Consider the following 20943-nt stretch of genomic DNA (forward strand, 5'->3'; position numbering starts at 1 on the left):
CCCGCGGGCAGCCCCTTCCTTTTTCATGAACCCAAGGATAAACGACTCCGTCGTCCTTTTGGGACGAGCGCGTTTATCAAGGTAGATGCGAAGCAAAAGTATAAAACTTATACTTTCTTATCTACTAAAAAAATGTCCAAGACGAAGACCATTTTAGAAAATGGCTGACGTAGTTTTTATTGACGACCGCACCAGATAACACCGGATAAAACATGATAAACATGAGAAGCACTGTGCCCAAATACATATAGATCCATTTTGCTCGAAGCTTCAAATGTTCATGGGCATATTTAATGACGTAAGTGATACATAGGATCATGAAAGGAACGGTCGCGAAAAAGTGGTAAATAAATGTAAGCCGAGGTACGCCAACCCATGGCACATATTCCGCCGCTAGTCCGATAAGGACAACCATCATCCACTTTTCTTTCGTTTTCACGCAAATATAGAAGGCTGCAAAAACGGCCAAGATGCCAGGCCACCAAATGGCCGGATTCCCCATAGCGACAATGCTGGAAACTTGGTCAGGTGAGAGCGAAACCTGCCCATAGTACCAAATCGGTTTTCGAATAATAGGCCATTCCCACCATGAGGAGGCAAAAGGATGAGTAGCTACAAGGTGACTGTGGTAGTTGTACATAAATTTTTGGAAAGAGAGTACAGCCGATAAGTCGTGTCCCGGTCCGGGAACGCGTAGAAAGGGAATATAGCTTAACGTGTAAATGACAACCGGAACAAGAGCGAACATGACGAATGCCGTACAGATTATTTTCCATAATAAGGGAGGGAAACTGTGAGCGAGAGTTTGCGTTTGACGAATAGCTGATGTGTTCGATTTATGTTTGGCTTGTGTTGTTAGAAGAAGTGTTGTATGTCGGTATTCTTTATATTTTTCATATAAAACTAAGCCTAGAATAACAGCCAAACCAGCACCGGCGTAGAGGTCAATCCATTTACAAGCAGCGCCGATACCAAAAAATAACCCCGATAAGCTAAGCGAGATCAATGCAGTTTTGAGAGGAGCTCGGCTGAGGCTGAGCACGTAATATTTGTACATAAAGTAGTACATCATCATAATGAAAAATACGCCGTAAACATCAATGGTAGCAATCCTTGTCTGAGTAAAATGCATAAAATCACAGGCTAGCAAAAAAGCGGCAATAAACCCGTATTCGGATTTTCCAAACAATTTTTTAGCGAACAGATACATAAGGGGGATCATCGCGATACCAAACAGCGTGCCCACAATTCTCCATCCGAACGGATTCATGCCAAACATGGCGATACCCATGGATATTAGCACTTTTCCCAGCGGCGGGTGGGTCGTTTCGTAAGGCTCCATGCTGTGTAAATGCTCGAAGGCTGTTCTGGCGTGATAAATTTCATCAAAATACATGCTGTTCATAAACGAAGGTTGGCGCGGAACGGTACCGGGTTCGTTAAATAGGTTTTGTGCCTGTGCCAAAGAATCATTGCCCATGTTCAAGGGAATCTGTTTGGTAATAAGGATGGGTTCCTTCTCCAGATCGTTCATAAATGCAAGCTCATAAAGAGACGCACCAGGTTTAACTACGGTAATCTTAGCAAATTGCGCAGAGAAAGAGACAGGGGACTGCTTCCACTGAAAAACGGTTCCCCCGTTCAAGGAAATGGTGGTCACAGGTCTCCATTGAATGGAATCGTTCGACTGTTCGATTTGAAAATCGCCATCTCCGATACCGCCATACCACATGACGCGATTGATGGATGCGATGTGATTGAAGTCTACGTAGAAGCTTTCCTGGGCTAGCTTTGGCTTCCAATCCTTTTGTGGAGCGCTGAATGAGCCGAGCTGATACAGTGCAATGGCGGCGTAGAGCAGCGTCAACACGGTCATGGCAGTTTTATCTTTTTTGGTAAGTTTGGTGAGCATTTTCATTGGCGTAGAGGTTTGCTTTTGCAGCTCAGTATGCTTGGACACTGATTTAGTGAGTCTGTTCTCCTGTTGATCTGATTTTCTAGATTTAAAGAGCTGAACGTTGTTTCTGATATAAATCTCCCATCCTACATAAATGGCATAAACAGCTAGAATCACATGGCATAGGGACACAATTTTCATGAAAATATCAGGGCCACTCGTGAAATACTGCTGGTCCAAGCTATATTTGAATATATAAGCTACGTTGGCAAATTGGGTGAAGCTTAGCGAAATGAACAAATATAGGATTCTTTTATCTTTTATGCTTAAATAACTAATCAGAGAAAGCAGAACGACAGGATACCCATATCTCTCGTGCATACCGGTTTTGAATACGAAAACGAGCAAACAGATGAGAAATGCTGAATAGTAAAATCTCGAATTGTCCCGACTCTTGAAAAACAAAAATGCGGTAATAGCTACAATAGCGACTACAATAATATTTCCCCAGGTGCTCATACTCATAAAAAGCCACTTCGTAGAGGCTGGCGAGCCGTTGAAGCCGAATAGGGTATACAGGTTAGCCGCATTCAAAGATGCGTAAGGATAACTTAGAAACATGGATTTATACAGATCCAGAATCCAATACCATGGTTTGTGAAGAGAGAAGGGTAGCACACCAAGGACAAAAACAACTGCACTCATGGCAAGGGAAGAAACCCACGTTTTCACATTTTTTTGTGTTATTAATGGATACAGCAGCAGCGGGGTGAAAATAATCGCCTGTGGTTTGATCAGGAAGGCTAGGGCCAGCAGCCCGGCAGCTTTTGGAACTTTTTGATCGGTAAGTGCCGTAATCATGAAGAAAATTACAAGCGTATAGACGGAATCAATTTGCCCCCAAACCGTAGAGTTCAGATAGATAGCAGGGTTTAGGAGGTATAGGAAAGCAAATAGGGCGGAAACTTGATGGTTCATGTGCTTTTTGGCTAGTCCATAAATCAAATACGAAGTGAGAAGATCAGCAATGATAGCAGGGAGTTTGATCAAAATGGTGGCCGCCGCCGATTGATAATTCAGAGAGAAAATCTGCTTAATCGCCCCGATCACATAGAGGATATAAATGTAGCCGGGAGGATAATCGACAAACATTTGATCATTGTAAAAACCGGGCAACCCTGCCGAGAAAGCATGGTCGGACCAAGCACTGAAATCGATGAAATCGATAGGATGCCCTTGAATGAGCGGGGCACCAATCGTTCTAAGGACAAAGCCTGCAAACATAAGCAGTCCAATATAGGTGGGAGCAATGTTCTTTGGATCTGTAAGTTTACTGTTGTGATCAGGCGCTTTTGCTACCATCCGAATGCAAATGATGACATACAAGAGAGAAAATACTAGGGTGAATATGAAAAAACCTGTATGAGAGCTCGTGGTGGCATGATTAGTAACGGAAGTGTGCTGATCGTCAGGAGAAACGGAAAAGACTTGTACCCCAGCTGGAACAGCAGCCACTTCTTCCATTGAAAAATCATCGAAATCAGCTGTACCTGTATTCAAACTTCCATACCCTCCGAGGCGCACAGCTACGACAATCTCCTTCTGGTTGGCACTTGTTTTTCCATAAAAATCGACTAGTTCCCATTTCCCGTTCGTATCCTTGATGTCCCGGGACATGGAACCAACGCCAAGCACTGAAATGTTAGCGCCAGTCTTATCGGATCCGATACTGCTTGCCCTTACCCAACTGGAGAGCTTATAGATGGCGCCGGATTTCACTTGCACACGCTGGATCCATCTAGCGTCATTAGGTTGACTATTATGAATACGCAAAAAGTGATTGCCTGCATGTGCCTGGCCGCTTTCCAATGTAAAAGTGCTCACATCAGAACTTTGCTGATACGCGTCTTGCGTCCATCCGGTTGGCCTATTTGATTCCGCAGATTCAAATGAACCGTTCGTTAGTTCAACGCCATTCTCATATGAGTGCGCTTTCAAACTGGGGATTAACAAAACTAAAAATAAACAAAACAGTGCCAAGCTTTTCTTCATAAATCACCTGCCAGTTTATGTATATTACCTATACGCGTATTATCTTGGACGAAACCAATAAAGTCAATCAACTTTTTAAACGCAAACTAATTAGAATTAGACATGTTAATCGTAATAATGCTCATCGGAAATAATTAACAACTTAGCTATAATTTATGAGTAAGACTTTTCAAACTTTGAGTTTAATAAGTCGGGAGGTGCTTGTAAAGACGTTTGACTTTTACATCTTTGAAAGCGCATACGTTTTAGAGGGAATCCATTAGAAGTATGGAATTCAAGTATTTTCAGACTAGGAGGATGATTATGTCTGCAAAAAGATATTCTTTTAAAAGAAATCCATTCATAAGTTGTTTGCTGGTTATTGCTTTAATCATCACACAGTTTTCATTCTTTCCTTCAATTTCATCAGCGGCAACGAATTTGGCATTGGGAAAAGCGGTTACGGCAAGCGGTCATAACGACGTTTACATAGAAACCAACGTGAATGACGGCAATCAAGCAACGTACTGGGAAAGTATCAATAATGCCTTTCCGCAATGGGTTCGGGTTGATCTTGGCAGCACAAGCACGGTAAATCAAGTGGTGCTTAAGCTTCCAGCAGGCTGGGGAGCAAGAACGCAATCCTTGTCGGTACTGGGAAGCACAGACGATGTAAACTATAGCACAGTGGCGGCATCTGCTTCTTACACGTTTGATCCAGCTAGCTCCAATACGGTCACGATTAATTTCACAGGTACCAGCGCAAGGTATGTCAAATTGAATATTACTTCTAACAGCGGATGGGCAGCTGGACAATTATCAGAGTTTGAAGTATATGGAACTACAACACCGTCTCCAACACCAACACCGACGCCAACGCCAACACGGGCTGGAACTTATGAAGCGGAAGCAGCAGTGTTGTCTGGCGGTGCAAAAGTCAATACAGATCATACCGGCTACACTGGGACTGGATTTGTTGATGGCTATTGGAACCAAGGAGCTATGACACAGTTTAATGTCAACGCAGCTACTGCGGGGAACTATAATGTAACCTTGAAATATGGAAATGCAAATGGCGGAACTCAAACTCTAAGTATATTTGTCAATGGAACTAAGATTAAACAAACCTCACTAGCCAGTTTGCCGAATTGGGATACTTGGTCCACCCAAAGTGAGACATTGGCATTAAATGCCGGTAACAATACCATTGCCTACAAATATGACACGACCGATCTAGGCGTTGTTAATTTGGACAACATTACGGTGGTCGGTACGGGCCCGACACCAACACCAACACCAACACCAACACCAACACCAACACCGACACCAACACCAACACCAACACCAACACCAACACCAACACCGACACCAACACCAACACCAACACCAACACCAACACCAGGTCCTAATTCAAATTTAGCCTTAGGTAAACCCATCGCAGCCTCATCCTCCGTGTTCACTTTTGTACAAGGAAATGCGAACGACGGCAGTGTTACGACTTATTGGGAAGGCAGCGGCAATCCGAATACCTTAACTGTCAGCTTGGGAGCCAATGCCAATACAACATCGATTGTGTTGAAATTGAACCCTGACCCTGTATGGGCTGCACGAACTCAGACCATTGAGGTGCTTGGACATAATCAAAACACGTCAAACTTTTCAAGTTTAATCCCAGCAACCGTATATACATTCAACCCTGCTTCGGGAAATACGGTAACTATTCCTTTAACAGCTACGGTTAGCGACGTCCAGCTTAAAATCACCACAAACTCCGGTTCTGGGGGCGGACAGATTGCTGAGTTCGAAGTGTATGGTTCAGCTGCGCCAAATCCGGACTTAACGATTACGGGAATGTCATCTTCTCCGGCTTCACCCATTGAGACCGATGCCATTACGTTAAACGCTACGGTGAAAAATATGGGAACAGCTCCATCTGGAGCTACAACCGTTAATTTCTATGTGGGAACCACGCTGGCTGGTTCAGCTTCAGTCGGCGCATTAGCGGCGGGAAGCTCAGTTACGGTTTCCAAAACTATCGGTGCACTAAATGCTGGAACCTATACGATCAGTTCAAAGGTTGATGAAGCTAATGCAGTCATCGAACAAAATGAAATGAATAATAGCTTCTCGAATCCAACATCACTGGTTGTCGGTCAAGTGGCAAGCTCTGATTTGATCGCATCATCGGTTAGTTGGACGCCGAGCAATCCATCTGCCGGAAATGTCGTAAGCTACTCCGTTTCCATTAAGAATCAAGGTACTGTTGCTTCTGCAAGTGGAGCCCATTCGGTAACACTGACGCTTACCGATGCTGCTACTAATGCGGTTGTGAAGACATTGACCGCTTCCTACTCGGGTACGATTGCTAGCGGAGCTGCAACCAGCCCTATTCAAATGGGCACCTGGATCGCTGTGAACGGTAAATACAATTTGAAGACAGATGTGGCTGTCGATGCTAATGAGCTTGCAGTGAAGCAGACCAACAACATCACGACACAATCCTTCTTCGTTGGTCGCGGTGCAAACATGCCTTATGATATGTATGAAGCTGAAGATGGAGTGGTTGGCGGCGGTGCTGCTGTCATAGGTCCAAACAGAACGATCGGTGACTTAGCCGGTGAAGCTTCCGGAAGAAAAGCGGTTACTCTGAATACAACAGGCAGCTATGTTGAATTCACGACAAAAGCAAGCACCAATACCCTCGTTACCCGATTCTCAATACCGGATGCGGCTGGAGGAGATGGAATAACGAATACGCTAGATATTTATGTCAATGGCGTCTTCACCAAAGCGATTACCCTTACTTCCAAATATGCGTGGTTGTATGGTTCGGAGACGTCTCCCGGCAATTCGCCTAGTTCAGGTTCTCCACGTCATATTTACGATGAAGCCAACATCATGTTTGATTCAACTATCCCAGCAGGAAGCACGATCAGACTCCAGAAGGATGCTGCCAATACGACAACGTATGCCATCGATTTTGTCAGTCTTGAGCAAGTCGCTCCTATTGCTAACCCTGATCCTGCAAAATATGTGACTCCATCAGGCTTTACGCAACAAGCTGTACAGAGTGCTCTTGATCAGGTTCGCATGGATACGACAGGCACCCTTGTTGGTGTTTATCTGCCAGCAGGAAATTACGATACTTCCAACAAATTTCAGGTATACGGCAAAGCGATAAAAATTATCGGTGCCGGACCTTGGTACACGCGTTTTATAGCTCCGGCAAGCCAGTCAAATACAGACATTGGGTTCACGGCTAGCTCAACAGCTAATGGCTCCACGTTTGCAAACTTTGCTTACTTTGGCAATTACACATCCCGTATTGATGGTCCGGGAAAAGTCTTTGACTTCGCCAACGTTTCAAACATTCTCATCGACAATATATGGGTTGAACACCAGGTTTGTATGTATTGGGGTGTAAACACAGACTACATGACAATTAAGAATTCAAGAATTCGCGATACCTTTGCCGACGGCATAAATATGACGAATGGCAGTACCAACAACTTGGTCAGTAACAATGAAGCCCGTGCGACGGGTGATGACAGTTTTGCCTTGTTCTCGGCTATTGATGCCGGAGGAGCTGATGAGAGAGATAATATTTTTGAAAATCTCACATCCATTCTGACATGGCGTGCTGCAGGAATTGCAGTTTATGGCGGATATGCCAATACGTTCCGGAACATCTATATTGCCGATACTTTGTGTTATTCCGGCATCACGATCAGTTCTCTTGACTTTGGTTATCCAATGAACGGATTTGGCGCTTCGCCGACAACAAACTTGCAAAATATCTCGATCGTACGTGCTGGCGGGCATTTCTGGGGTGCTCAAACTTTCCCTGGTATCTGGGTCTTCTCAGCTTCTAAGGTATTCCAAGGAATACGAGTTAGTGATGTTGATATCATTGATCCTACCTACAGCGGAATCATGTTCCAAACGAACTACAGCGGAGGCAGTCCGCAAAATCCAATAACGGATACCATCTTTACAAATATAACGATTTCAGGCGCTCAAAAAAGCGGGGACGCTTTCGATGCTAAATCAGGGGTTGGAATTTGGGCAAATGAATTACCTGAACCTGGTCAAGGGCCTGCTGTGGGTTCCGTGACGTTCAATAACCTGAAATTTATCAACAATGTCACAAACATTAAGAATACAACTTCAACTTTTACGATCGCCGTGAATCCGTAATATTCGAATTCGTTTTTTGCATAATCGCTAAAACGCAGAAGGGCCGCTTCAAAATAGCGGCTCTTTTTGTGCGCTTTATAGTTACTATTAACCCAAAACTATACCTGCGGATCTGTGCATGCAAAAATTCAAGTATATTACACATGATTATCGTCATATTGCACATTGTTCATAAGTAAGCGTATTCATATACTTTATACAGCATAGTAATGACGTCCTTCATATTAACATTTCTGCTTAATTTTAAAAGAGAAAAGGTGGTGAAAACCCTCGATAGGATTTGCGTAGAAGAATATGTATACAGGTTCAACTCATTCGAAGCCAGGTTGATGGAAATAGCTTTGCAATCAATCCATTTGGAGGTATAAACCGGAATGTCACAATTCAAAAAAATCGTTTTGTTATGGTTGGCGATTTTGTTAGTGCTGCCTTTTCAGACCCAATCTTACGCTGCACCTTCAACGTCCTCTAACCTAAATACTTCCACTGCGGATTCAGTAACAGGCTTTGTACGCCTCAAAAATAAATGGAAAAGCAATTATCTTTATGAAGACTCAAGCGGCATTGTCAGATATGGATTCACGAATATTACGGACCCCACCTCGCAGTGGCAGATTGAAGCTGTTCCGGGAACGGAAGGTTTCAAACGGCTCAAGAATCGGGCGACAGGTCACTACATAACAATAGCAAATGTGGCTAAAAGGAAAGATGCGCTGACAAGTAGGGATATTCAAACAAGTTCAACAATGGATCAGTGGATCATCAAAGATGCAAGCAGGGTAGGCTATACAACGATTCAAAGCGCTACGAATCCGGGAACGAACCTCTTCATACATGAGGAAGACCAACTGGGCTTTGCCGAAGTCAGCTCGGACATAGGCGCAGCCTGGGAAAGTCCGCAATGGATGCTGGAGCCGGCTTCTGAGATGGAGCCAGTTCGTATTCTTAATCAGTATCGGGCAGGTCAATATTTGTTTGAAAATAAAGACGGTGTGGTCGAGTTTGGTAAAATGCCAACGAACGATCAGACTTCGCATTGGTACGTAGAAATAAAGACCGAAAACAATGGAACACCAATCGTTCGATTGAAAAATAGAGCTACGGGTCATTACATTACGCAAGGAACACTATGGGCTCCAATAAAAAGCTTGAATCTCAACAGATCAACAAAAAATGAGTGGATTATGGCCGCAGGCACGTCATCGAATTGGGTAACTTTTACGAATGTTTACGCTTTAGGCACAGATCGAATAGCCAATGACCCGGATGAGATTGACGCTGGAAGCGTTTCTTATGTGCTGAATACACAATTTGACGATACTTCCGCCCGTTCCAATAACTGGTCCAACGCTAGTAAAGATAACGCCCAATGGAAGTTGGAAATGGCTTCTGATGTTCCTCCAGTTCGTATTGCAGGCTATACAGACCAAACGATTAGCCAAACGTATCTTTACGAAGATCAGGGGACTGTGAAGTACGGCTCTTTGGGAGCAGGCAGCGTCACGAATGCAGTCTATCAGTGGTTAGTGGAGGACTATAACGGGAAGAAAAGATTTCGCAACCTTGCAACCGGCAATTATGTTTCTATGCAAAACGCTGTGCATGCTTCAGATCCTTTGCAAAGTCTGAATTTACCGTCGAGCTCAACCAGTGACCAATGGATTGTTGCCAATTCTAATCAGTATGATGATTATGTGACTGTGCAAAGTGCCGTATATTCATCCCATTACATCAACATGAAAGATGGCCAAGGGTTCGCTCAGTCAGCGGCTATTAATCCGATGATGGATGCAGCACAGTGGTTGTTTGAGGATCCTTCGGCAGCAGCTGGAGGGGTGCAATATGTGCAAATTCAAAGCGAATGGCAATCGCTCGTCTTGTACGAGGATGAGCAAGGCAATTTGAAATACGGCAATGCCAAGCAAGACGATCAAAGAGCGCAGTGGCTTATCGAAAAGTATGCAGGTCGAAAGCGGATTAAAAATCACGCCACAGGCCATTACATCAACATGCAGGATATGTCTTCAGGACATATCAAGGTTACGAACGTGGAGGATAGCTGGACCAGCGCGATCTGGGTTATTGAAACTTTGGATGGAGGGGCCAAACTCATTCATAGTGTCAAAGATAGCAACAACGATCCCAATCATCAAACATTCATCCATCTGCAGAACTTAACGAAGTTCGCAGAATATGGCGAGATCAACCGAAACTGGGGAAGTCCGCACTGGAAGTTCGTGAATGTGACAGACGACTCCGTCAACTATTTTTTACTGAAAAATAAAGACACGAATACGTATTTATTCGAGGAAAAGAAAGCAAACGAAGAGAACGGTAAAACCAAGTACGGCAATCCGGATGTTACCGACGCAAATGCGCATTGGTTTATGGAAAGCGCTGGGGGCGGACCGCAATATATCCGTAATCGCGCGACAGGGCATTATATGGCCATGGAAGGCATTGATCCCGCGAACGATACCCAAAAGGATCCTCTGAAAAGTATGTTTGTCGATTTAAGCTGGGGGATAGCAAGCCCCAAATGGTATATCGAGGATGCGCAAACGCCAGGGTACAAAGTGTTCCGAAGCGGTTGGACGGGCGAGCACTATGTCAATGAGAAGGACCATACTGGCTATGCCCAAGCCAACAAGAACGTTGCGGCTCAGGATAGTGCACAATTTAAGCTGGAGATAGCACCTAGCCTCCCATTGTCTCTTCCACAAGGCCACATACGGATCAAAAATTCGGCGAACGGCAAGTATTTGTACGAAAACAATAAAGGGATCGTCATGTATGGCACACCTGCTGAGAACAATGGATATTCGCAATGGATCATTGAAACAAGCAGCGGTATTCAGCGGCTTAAAAATGTGGCAACAGGGCATTACATGGCTATGAATACCGATTACGCTTATATTGAGAGCGTCGAAGCAGCAAACGTTGGCTCTGCTGCACAGTGGGTGATCGAGAGCAACACGGGTGGAACCAGCTACTTAATCCGCAGCAACCATTCGAGCTTTAATGACGAGTATGTGAATGTTCAAAATGGCGTCGGTTACCCGGAGCGAGGCTTGTATCCGAATTCATTTGGAACGCTGCAATGGATTTTTGAAACAACCACGCAAGAAGCCCAAGTTCCTCCTTCCAATGAAGTTAGAAATTTGAATACGAGCACTAAGGTATTTGACGATTCTAATTATGTACGAATCTATAATAGAGCTTCAAAGCAATATCTGGTTGAGCAAGCAGGACAAATAAGTTTGGTTAGTGAAGCACAGAACGAATCTGCCCAGTGGCTCTTACAAGATTTTAACGGCCGTAAGCTAATTAAAAATCGGGCTACGGGGCATCTCATCTCAGCAAACAGCCCAGGACAATCCATTACGAGCCGTGATGACAATAAAAGCAATTTGCGCAGCCAATGGACGATTGAAGATTACTTGGGTTACAAAAAAATCAGCAGCCCGGCTGGCCCCATCCTTTATCTCTATGAAGAAGATGGTACAGCTAAAGCAGGAACAACGAATACCCATCAAGATCATGTGCAATGGATGGTTGAACCTGTTGCGGGAGATGCCGTCTACGAAGCAGAGAATGCCTTTGTTGCTGGAGGTGCAGCCGTATCGTCCGTGAGTAATAATTTCTCGGGAACAGGCTACATCGATCAGTTTGTAAATATTGGCGCAAAAGCGATCTTCGCTGTTAACGCCCAGACAGCGGGCAGCTACAGCGCAACGATTCGTTACTCTAATCCTTCAACAGTTTCAAAGACATTGAGTCTATATGTGAATGGCTTAACCGTTCAACAGCTCGCCTTTGGAGCGACAGAATCTGGGGATTCGTGGAAGGAGCTAACGGTATCACTGCCGCTCAGAGCAGGCTATAACTCGGTTTCGCTTGAACTACAAAGTGCCGATAGTGGACATATCGCCATCGATTCTCTTACCGTCCATCATGCGGTGAACAAAGCATATCGAGGCTCTATCGAACCTTACACGACTTACGAGGCTGAACATGCGGATACGAATGGTTTGATTATCGGACCAACACGTGTGTATCACGAGATGGCTTCTGAAGCATCTGGCCGACAAGCGGTAAGGCTGGATCAGACGGGACAATACGTGCAGTTTGCCCTCGCCAAGCCTGCAAATTCCATTGTGCTCAGGTATTCCGTTGCAGACAGTGTTTATGGCGATGGCATCAATACGACTCTTGGCTTATATGTGAATGATATGAAAGTGAAAGACTTACAGCTGACATCCAAATATGCTTGGGAATACGGCAACTATCCTTGGTCGAATGATCCTTCACAAGGCAGCGCTCATCGCTTCTTTGATGAAGTCCATGCATTAATCGGCGAAGTGCCTGCGGGAGCCGTCATCAAGCTGCAAAAGGATGCGGCCAGCACAGCAGATGCTTATATCATTGATTTTGCTGAAATGGAGCAAGCTCCAACCGCGGCCTATGAGCGTCCTGTTGGTTTTGTTTCAATAACCGAATTTGGCGCTGTACCTGATGATGGGCAGGACGATTCGCAAGCTTTTAAAGATGCTATGGCGGCTGCCAAAGCTCAGCATAAGGGCGTATGGTTCCCTGCTGGCACATTTGAGATGAATAATGGCTCGATGTACTTTTTGCTTGACGATATTACAATTCGTGGAGCTGGCATGTGGTATACGACGTTAAAAGGAGCCAAATTTTTCGGTAACGGCAGCCATATTCGCGTCTACGATTTGGCCATTGACGGGGAGCTCAACATTCGCGATGACGCAGCGCATACGAACGGATTCGAGGGAGCTTTTGGAACGGGTTCCACCATACAAAGCGTATGGATCGAACATACCAAAACAGCGATGTGGATTGCGCGACCTAAGCAAGAATTTGGCTTAAACAGCGATAATTTTACCAATGAGTTTTATGTGGCAGGTTTAAGAATGCGCAACTTAATGGCAGATGGGATTAACTTCAGTATTAATACGAAAAACAGCATGGTCGAACAATCCAATGTTAGATACGCAGGTGACGATGGTCTCGCCATGTGGTCTACGTTAACGGAAGGTTACCCATCGGATTATACCGAAAATAACACATTCCGCTTCGATACGGTTCAACTGCCGTGGCTAGCAGACAATATGGTCGTTTTCGGAGGAAAAAACAATAAAATGCAAGACAATATCCTGACTGATACGATTGGTCTTGGTGGCGGAATCGCGGTATCCACTCGGTTTAGTCCGGTTACGGATTTAGACGGAACTACACGGGTTGAACGCAACACGCTGATACGGACGGGAAGTCGTGATGCCGGCTTGAACTTGAATTTTGGGGCGATTTGGATCTATGCCGATACCAAACCGATTCATAGTTCGGTGATAGTGAAAGATAACATAGCACTGGATAGCACCTATCAAGGGGTTTCTATTCAAGGGACTTCACCGCTAAGCAATGTAACTTTTGAAGATATGGTTATTGACGGTGCAGGTACTTCGGGCTTTGAAATTGCTAGTACGATATCCGGCAGTTTGACTGTTGATAATGTTATCATCCGCAACGCTCGGTTAGGCGATGTAGCCAACAATGCCGGGGAAAATGTTTCCATGCTTGAGATTCATGATGGATTTGCGAGCACGAAGAAGCCGACGATACCAAACCCATCAGACCCTGACACAGGTTCATACGCCAACCCAATGCCAACGACAAGCCCAGGAATAACGAAGCTGGATGATAAGATGTTTGATAATGCGATTGCGGCGAATGAAAAGAAAATAGTTGTAGAAGCTGATTCGTCGAAAAGCTCCGCATGGGTAGAGATCAGCGGCAGCACTTTACTCAAAGCAGCTAAGCAAATGCCTAAGGCCGAAATCGTGATCAAGTTTCAAAATGTGAGCTATACATTACCGATCAATATTGAGCTGATTGCAGCAAATAATGATCTCCAGCTCGATTTTGCCAGCAGTATGGTGCTTATCAAGATTGAGAAGGTCGATTCAACTACGGCTGAAGCTATTATGAAAAATGCGCAAAGTGCGAACATGCAGCTTTTAGATACACCTATTCGGTTTGAAATCCTGCTGCAAGCCGGAGACAAACAAGACGAGATCAAACATTTTGGGCAAATCTATGTAACCAGAACGATTACCGTTGACGGCATCCTGGATAACAAGTCGACCACGGCCGTTATTTACAATCCGGAAACGGGTGAATTTCGTTATGTGCCTGCCATTATTGCCTCTGAAGGCGGCAAAACAAAAGTAACGATTGAAAGCACTAGCAACAGTATCTACACCATTGCCAAAAGTCAAAAAACCTTTGGAGATATCCAGACTCACTGGGCGAAGACAGAGATTGAACTACTTACCTCCAAGCTTATCGTAAATGGCAGAGCGGATTCGAACTTTGCCCCTGATCAAAACGTTACTAGGGCCGAATTCGCGGCATTGCTTGTACGTTCGTTGGGACTATCCTTGAAAAGCTCAACAACAATTAACTTTAAAGATGTTACCGCCAAGGATTGGTATTACAACAGTGTGCTGACGGCAGCTGGATATGGGATCGTGAATGGCTATGACACTGGAACGTTTGCGCCAGATCAGACCATTACTCGTGAGCAAATGGCCGTGATGGTTGCAAGAGCGATGAAATTGCATACCTCAGATCCAAAGCTATTAACAGGAAATAGTGCCAGACTATCCCTTTTTGAGGATGCAGGAAGTATTAGCAGCTGGGCTAAGGACGCACTTGAGAAAGTCCTTTCCTATGGTGTTATGCAAGGCAAAGCGTCAAAGGTGCTAGCGCCAGGGGATCTAGCGACACGCGCAGAATCTGTCGTGGTGCTGCTCCGTACATTACAGGCAATGAATTTGATCAATAAATAGCTTACCATCTCACGACTAGTCGAAATAAAGCTTATAGAAAATCATCTCATGCTATATAATTAAAAAGGAGCCGTTTAACGGCTCCAGGTCTGAGGAATAGACGTCCTGTGCGAAGGGAAACGTCTATTCCTTTCTTATGGTTTTACTTCCTTCCATTAGTCTCCTTCACCAACCTTTGCAATGATGACCTTAACTCCTTTACTTTCAATATCCTCAATAGCTTCAATATTTGCTTCTTCATCTGTAATGAGTATGTCAATTGGTGTAATAGGTACCAGCTTTGCAAAGGCATCTATGCCTAATTTCTCATGGGGAGCCAAGCAAATTGTTTTCCTCGATATTTCAATGGCACTTCTTCCTAAGCTGGCTACTTCAGGAGTTGCTGTACTAATGCCATTTTTGGATATGGCGCCACCCGTAATAAAACAAAGGTCTAACGAGAATTGACGGATAAAATCATAGGCTAAGGAATCTGTTATATTGCCTGAACGCTTTACTTTGCCTCCGACAAGATAGGTTTCAATGTTTGTCCGCTCTTTCAGATGATCCGCAATTTTAATTGAATTGGTTACAACAGTGAATGGAAATTCGGGGAGATATTTCAACATACCATAATGAATACCTGAACCTGAAATAAAAACAGTATCTTTTTCTTGAATAAAAGCGGCAGCTTTCCTTGAAATGGCATTTTGGAGTGGGGTGCCTTCTCCATAGCGTAGTGATAGATCTGGGGTTGGTGTATTTCTTACTTTTCCAACGGGAACCGCGCCTCCGTGCGTGCGCTTCAGTAATCCCTTTTCCTCCATGATCGAAAGGTCTCTTCTAATGGAGTCAATCGACATTTCAAACATATCTGCTAACTCCTTTGCAAGTATTCGTCCGTTCTTATGAAGAAGTCTTAGGATTTCCTCTCGTCTTTCTTCAGAAAACATGGTACCTACCTCCAATCGAAAATTTCATCGATTACCGATGATAATTCCATTATATTCATGTTTAATCGGTTATGTAAATGATTATTTTCATGAATGTTCATGTTTGTTCACGTTTTAAGGTGGGGGACCAGTAGGATAGCCCATCTACCTTCACGAATCTGGCGTTTCGTTCTATGAACAAGATTTCTTCTAAAGACGCTTATTAACCTTTTGAGTCAGCCTCCATTTATTTGCCGTTAATCCTCTAAACATACTCACCGATGAATTGGGCTACTTCACGGTCATACCTCACCGGATCCGAGTGTCGGGCCAGCCCGTGTCCTGCACCAGGTACGATCAATAAATGTTTTGCCGAGGGAGCATGCTTGAACAATTCGTAAACCATCTCGGACGGCACGAACAAATCAGCGCCGCCGTGGATGAATAGCATCGGTGTTTTGGATTTTTGGATTTGGTCTATAGCCGAAGCGTCACCGAAAAAATACCCGGCTCGAAGTTTGGTTAATAGACTAGTTAAATGAAGCAGCGGAAATACCGGGAGCCGATACATTCTCCTCAACTGGTAAGCCAGTTGGTCCTTAACAGAACTATAGCCGCAATCCTCTACGATGGCTTTGACGTTGGACGGTAAAGCCTCGCCGCTGGTCATCATTACCGTCGTTCCGCCCATTGACACACCGTGAAGGACGATCTTCGATTGTTCACCCGAATGATCGATAACTTTGTTGATCCATTGGACGTAATCTTTGCGTTCAGGCCAACCGAAACCGATATAGTGGCCTTCGCTTCGCCCATGCCCGCGGGCGTCAGGGAGGAGGACATTGAAGCCTAATGTGTCCCTATACATTTGCGCTAGATTGCCCATCTGCATAGCTTGTCCAGCATATCCGTGAGCGAGAATGACCGTTTTATCCGTCGGTTGATCGGCAGCCATATAGTAAGCATGGAGTTTTAAACCGTCGTTGGACGTTATGCTCCATTCTGCAGGCGCTTGCTCAATCCACCAGTTTTCGTTGCCACTAAGCGGATTTTCGACGCTTGTAGTAACAGCTAGATCGGGATTGTTGTTCAAAAAGCTTTTGTAGGTGCAGGCAATGGCAACACGGTAGAAATAAAAGCTTGCGGAAACGAGGATAAGAAAGATCACTGCCACTAAAGCAGCGATTAACAACAAAATCAACAACAAACACCCTTTCTTATTACATGTTACCGAGTTAAATCAGATGAAGTGGATTATGAAAGCAGCTTCATCTCTCTTAATTTATCAAAAATGATTTGGCAAACAGGAGATACACGATCCCGGTCCTGATAGGTTAACCAGTCCAATTCTTCTATTTCAGAAGCTGATCTTAGATCTCCGTCAAAATCCCCCGTATAGCAAGTCATTTTTACTTGCATACCTTCCGATTTACCATGAGCCCCAGCTTCGAACGTTCCAAAATGCAAGACGGTTTCTTGCTTTATGCGAACGGATAATTCCTCTTCTATTTCTCGTAAAAGAGTTTCGATATCGGTTTCACCGGGTTCCCTTTTTCCTCCAGGTAGATAATAGATGTCTTTTCCTTTGGAACGAGCACCTAATATTTGACCATCAACAACGTATATCCATGCAATTTTATCTATGAATGTAGTCATCCCGTACTCCCTTAACTTATTTTTCTGAAATTATAGCATAATGGCATACAAGAGTGTAATCATTGATCAGACTTCTGCTGGGGGCTTTTGATTATGGGAACGGGAGATTATTTTGAAAAAGGAATTCCAAGAGATAAAACCGAAATAGAATATAGTGCAGGACGGGTAAGGAAATGGACGAATGCACCTGGATAGCTAAATAAAAAGAAGTCAACCCGTATAAACTGGCTGACCTCATTATATGCTGCTTTATGCTCTAGAAAGTGGACCAATGCGCTGGTCGAGTGAGGGATGGTGGCAACTTGGTGTCGCCATCTCCCTTCGCCGCGTTAAGTTGGGCTTGGGTAAGAAAAATACTATCGGTTAGGTTTGCACCGCTAAGATCAGCGTCCCGGAAATCAGCCCCGATGAGGTCTGCTACTCTCAGGTCGGCACCTCTGAGGTTAGCTGCAATAAGGTATGCCCCTCTTAAGTTAGCGCCTCTGAGGTCGGCGCCTTTGAAATTGGCCCCGATGAGGTCGGCTCCTCGACCGTAGGTTTTCTGACGTCCAGCGTTTTTTGGCTGCTTGGGAGAGGCTTCGGCACGAACGAGCTCGCTCGTCCTTAGAAGCAGCACATTGACATTGGCTCGGTGAGCTGCCACGTCCAGTTTCATGAGAGAGTCGCTGCTAAGGTGAGTGAGGCGTTCCGTTTCGTCGAGCGCTAAGCTCAGTTCACCATGGATAGAACTGGCCGGTTGCAGCGTCAGCGCTTCGGTCAAATACCAGAGCAGCTCATGGAGTTGACGCATGATCGGGAAAACCTCGAACATTTGCTTCGCAGACCCTGGAACTTGACGCCAGTCGTTTCCACCGAAGGTGACATGGGAAACCTTTTGTCCTGCGCCGAAGCAATCATAAACCGTACAACCTCGAAAGCCCAGCTGTCTGAGGTTATTGTGAACGCCACAGCGGAAGTTAGGCTGCAGGTTGGGGCAGGGTTGGCCGGCGTCTTTATCAATCGCGAAGTCTGACGAAGCTGCATAGGGCAGTGCGACACAGCACAAGCCGAAGCAATTCTCGCAGTCGGATTGCAGACTGAGGGGATTTCTGCCGTTTAAAGTTTCTGCATACTCGTGATTCTCAGACACTGTTGGCCTCCTTCCGCCACACCAATTTCTCATACTTGTCTAGTTTAATTAGCAAGGTTATGGGATGGTAATAGAACGTTTTTATATGTATGAAAAATGAATGGTTTTTCAATTCTATTATAGTATTACTGAAATTTTTTTCTGTCAATCCTTTACTATGACAAGGAGAGGGCTTAAACGAAGGAGTAGATAACCATCAGCAGTAATTGGTTCGTTCATAATTATGATAGACTTATGAAACCCTTGGAAACTAAAAGATTTATACATATTCGCTCCGAGTTAATTAGCAAAGCAAAGGGAGACGTGTTGGAAATTGGAAGCGGAACAGGAATTAATTTCAGCTTCTATAAGGATGTATCGGTAACAGCAATTGAGCCGAATCCATTTCTAAGGAAGACGTCGTACGAGCGAGCTGCCGCTGCCAAAACTCCTATCCATGTCATGGAAGGTAACGCTGAGCAATTGCCATTTTCAGAGCAATCGTTTGATACTGTGATTGGGACACTAGTTTTATGTACGATACCGAACCCAGTCGAAGCGATCAGGGAAATTAGTAGAGTTTGTAAGCCTACTGGAACCATTTTATTATTTGAACATGTTCGGCATGAAAATAGCCTTTTGGGGAAGTTACAAGATTTCCTGACACCGATATGGAAGCGAGCTTGTGATGGGTGTCATTTGAACAGAGATACCATTCATTTACTGAAACAAGAAGATATAGAAATAATTGAAATAAACAAGCACGTAGGAAATATTTTTATAACCGTTGAAGCTAGAAAAAAACAGATGTGAGTATAAGTGCATTCGCGTAACCAGTTGAGGGCGGCAGTGGATATATAATAATATTTTTTTGAAAATTACATCTGGAATAGAGGTTTTTTTCCATTAGAGACGAATAAGCTACAATCACTTGTTTGGAGATAAGGGGATGCTTACTCTTGAAATTGAAAGAACATCTAATTGATTCCTTTATGAATTTAACCTCAGACGGAATTGTTATTGTTGATGTGAATGGGAAAGTTTTAGAGGTGAATAAGAAGTTTGAAGAATTACATGGCTGGACAAGAGAAGAAGTGATCGGGAAAGTATTGCCGATGACTCCTGATAAATATAAGGAAGATGCGCTTCGGCTATATCAGTCATTAATAGATGGGGAGCAAAGCTCGGATTTCGAAGCGTTAAAACTAAGAAAAGATGGTTCTACCTTTTATGCAAATGTTACGGTCTCACCAATGAAAGATAGCGATGGAGTTGTTATTGGGTTTATTGGTGTGGAAAGGGACATTAGTGAAAAGAAAAGAGCCGATGAGGAGCTTTTAGAAAGAGAAAGACAATTTAGAAGGCTGATTAAACTTAATCCAGAACCTATTGCTTTGCATAACGATGGTCTTATTCAGTTTGTGAATGATGCCTGTTGTTCACTGTTTGGTGGTGTTTCTTCAGACGACTTCAAGGGGAAACGAATATATGATTTTTTCTGTTTAAGTGCCAAGGATTTTATTTTGGAGCGGCTTCAGTATGTGATGCAGTCGGATTCTTATACGGATTTTATGGAAATAAAACTGCGAAAGTTAGATGGCACTTTTTTTGATGCCGAAATATCATCCATTTATGTCCACAAAAACATGGGAGTTCCTGTCGTGCAGACCGTGATACGTGATCTCACTGAGCGCAAAAAGTCTGAAGAAGCCCTTATTAGATCAGAAAAACTGTCACTCATTGGTCAATTGGCAGCGGGGATCGCGCATGATATACGGAATCCTTTAACTTCGTTGAAAGGTTTTGTAAAATTACTTAAGGCTAAAAATGCCGACTACGTTGATGTCATGTTGGAAGAGTTAGAACATATCAACTATGTCGTCAACGAATTCATGATGTTAGCTAAACCACATCTGAATTGTTACATGGAGAGCACTTCCCTAGGACTTGTCAAAAGTGTAGTTGGTTTTCTGCAGCCACATGCTCATCTCTATAACGTTCAAATACATATAGATATAGATCCAGACATACCAGCCTGTTTATGATCAAATGAAAAGGGATGGTTTTATCATTAGAAAATCCCTGGTGTGATCATCAGGAATTCCCTGGTATGATCATCGAAAAATCCCTGGTCTGAGCTGGAAATTCTTCTGTGGTATTTGAGATATTTCAGCCCCTTTCGGTCATCCAATTGACGTACAATTCTTCTTGCAGAGATGCAAGGAGGAGAAAGGATGATGAAGAGCATGGAGCAGATCCACCGAGTCAAAG

The 20943-nt window shown here is 44.1% G+C and carries 10 protein-coding genes; 4 read left to right on the forward strand and 6 right to left on the reverse strand.

From position 1 onward, the window contains the following. Positions 1–124: 124 nt before the first annotated feature. On the reverse strand, positions 125–3949 hold the full coding sequence (locus G519_RS46850; protein ID WP_051254137.1) for a glycosyltransferase family 39 protein: 3825 nt from the start codon (positions 3947–3949) through the stop codon (positions 125–127). Positions 3950–4246: 297 nt separating this feature from the next. On the opposite strand from G519_RS46850, the gene G519_RS0139165 reads away from it, so the two are divergent. Continuing rightward, positions 4247–8125: a galactose-binding domain-containing protein gene (locus G519_RS0139165; RefSeq protein ID WP_409372037.1), complete on the forward strand. Its 3879-nt coding sequence runs from the start codon at positions 4247–4249 to the stop codon at positions 8123–8125. 374 nt (positions 8126–8499) lie between these two features. After that, positions 8500–14997, forward strand: a complete 6498-nt coding sequence (locus G519_RS48315; protein WP_051254139.1) for an S-layer homology domain-containing protein — start codon at positions 8500–8502, stop codon at positions 14995–14997. 155 nt (positions 14998–15152) lie between these two features. Here G519_RS48315 and G519_RS0139175 read toward each other — a convergent pair whose 3' ends face one another. From G519_RS0139175 to G519_RS0139195, 4 genes are all read right to left on the reverse strand, one after another. After that, positions 15153–15929 (reverse strand): DeoR/GlpR family DNA-binding transcription regulator, encoded by a 777-nt coding sequence (locus G519_RS0139175; protein WP_029199162.1) that lies wholly within the window; start codon positions 15927–15929, stop codon positions 15153–15155. 244 nt (positions 15930–16173) lie between these two features. Continuing rightward, entirely contained in the window at positions 16174–17103 is a 930-nt protein-coding gene (locus G519_RS0139180; RefSeq protein WP_409372038.1) for an alpha/beta hydrolase, read from the reverse strand. A 59-nt stretch (positions 17104–17162) separates the two neighbouring features. Then, positions 17163–17564, reverse strand: a complete 402-nt coding sequence (locus G519_RS0139185; RefSeq protein ID WP_029199164.1) for an NUDIX hydrolase — start codon at positions 17562–17564, stop codon at positions 17163–17165. A 256-nt stretch (positions 17565–17820) separates the two neighbouring features. Continuing rightward, entirely contained in the window at positions 17821–18693 is an 873-nt protein-coding gene (locus G519_RS0139195; protein WP_029199165.1) for a pentapeptide repeat-containing protein, read from the reverse strand. Between the two features lie 234 nt (positions 18694–18927). Between G519_RS0139195 and G519_RS0139200 the strand changes: the two genes are divergently transcribed. After that, positions 18928–19485, forward strand: a complete 558-nt coding sequence (locus tag G519_RS0139200) for a class I SAM-dependent methyltransferase (RefSeq protein WP_051254141.1) — start codon at positions 18928–18930, stop codon at positions 19483–19485. Positions 19486–19631: 146 nt separating this feature from the next. Beyond that, on the forward strand, positions 19632–20717 hold the full coding sequence (locus tag G519_RS0139205; protein WP_029199167.1) for a PAS domain-containing sensor histidine kinase: 1086 nt from the start codon (positions 19632–19634) through the stop codon (positions 20715–20717). Positions 20718–20743: 26 nt separating this feature from the next. Here the strand turns inward: G519_RS0139205 and G519_RS51865 are convergent. Continuing rightward, positions 20744–20943, reverse strand: a 200-nt coding sequence (locus G519_RS51865; RefSeq protein ID WP_208860937.1) for a hypothetical protein, incomplete at its 5' end; no start/stop codon positions are given.

Origin of the sequence: Paenibacillus alginolyticus DSM 5050 = NBRC 15375, assembly GCF_000422905.1 — a bacterium.
In the GTDB taxonomy this organism is placed as follows: domain Bacteria; phylum Bacillota; class Bacilli; order Paenibacillales; family NBRC-103111; genus Paenibacillus_E; species Paenibacillus_E alginolyticus.

Coding starts and splice junctions, on each gene's coding strand:
- G519_RS46850 (WP_051254137.1), bottom strand. CDS start 3,949: ATGAAGAAAAGCTTGGCACTGTTTTGTTTATTTTTAGTTTTGTTAATC.
- G519_RS0139165 (WP_409372037.1), top strand. CDS start 4,247: ATGATTATGTCTGCAAAAAGATATTCTTTTAAAAGAAATCCATTCATA.
- G519_RS48315 (WP_051254139.1), top strand. CDS start 8,500: ATGTCACAATTCAAAAAAATCGTTTTGTTATGGTTGGCGATTTTGTTA.
- G519_RS0139175 (WP_029199162.1), bottom strand. CDS start 15,929: ATGTTTTCTGAAGAAAGACGAGAGGAAATCCTAAGACTTCTTCATAAG.
- G519_RS0139185 (WP_029199164.1), bottom strand. CDS start 17,564: ATGACTACATTCATAGATAAAATTGCATGGATATACGTTGTTGATGGT.
- G519_RS0139200 (WP_051254141.1), top strand. CDS start 18,928: ATGAAACCCTTGGAAACTAAAAGATTTATACATATTCGCTCCGAGTTA.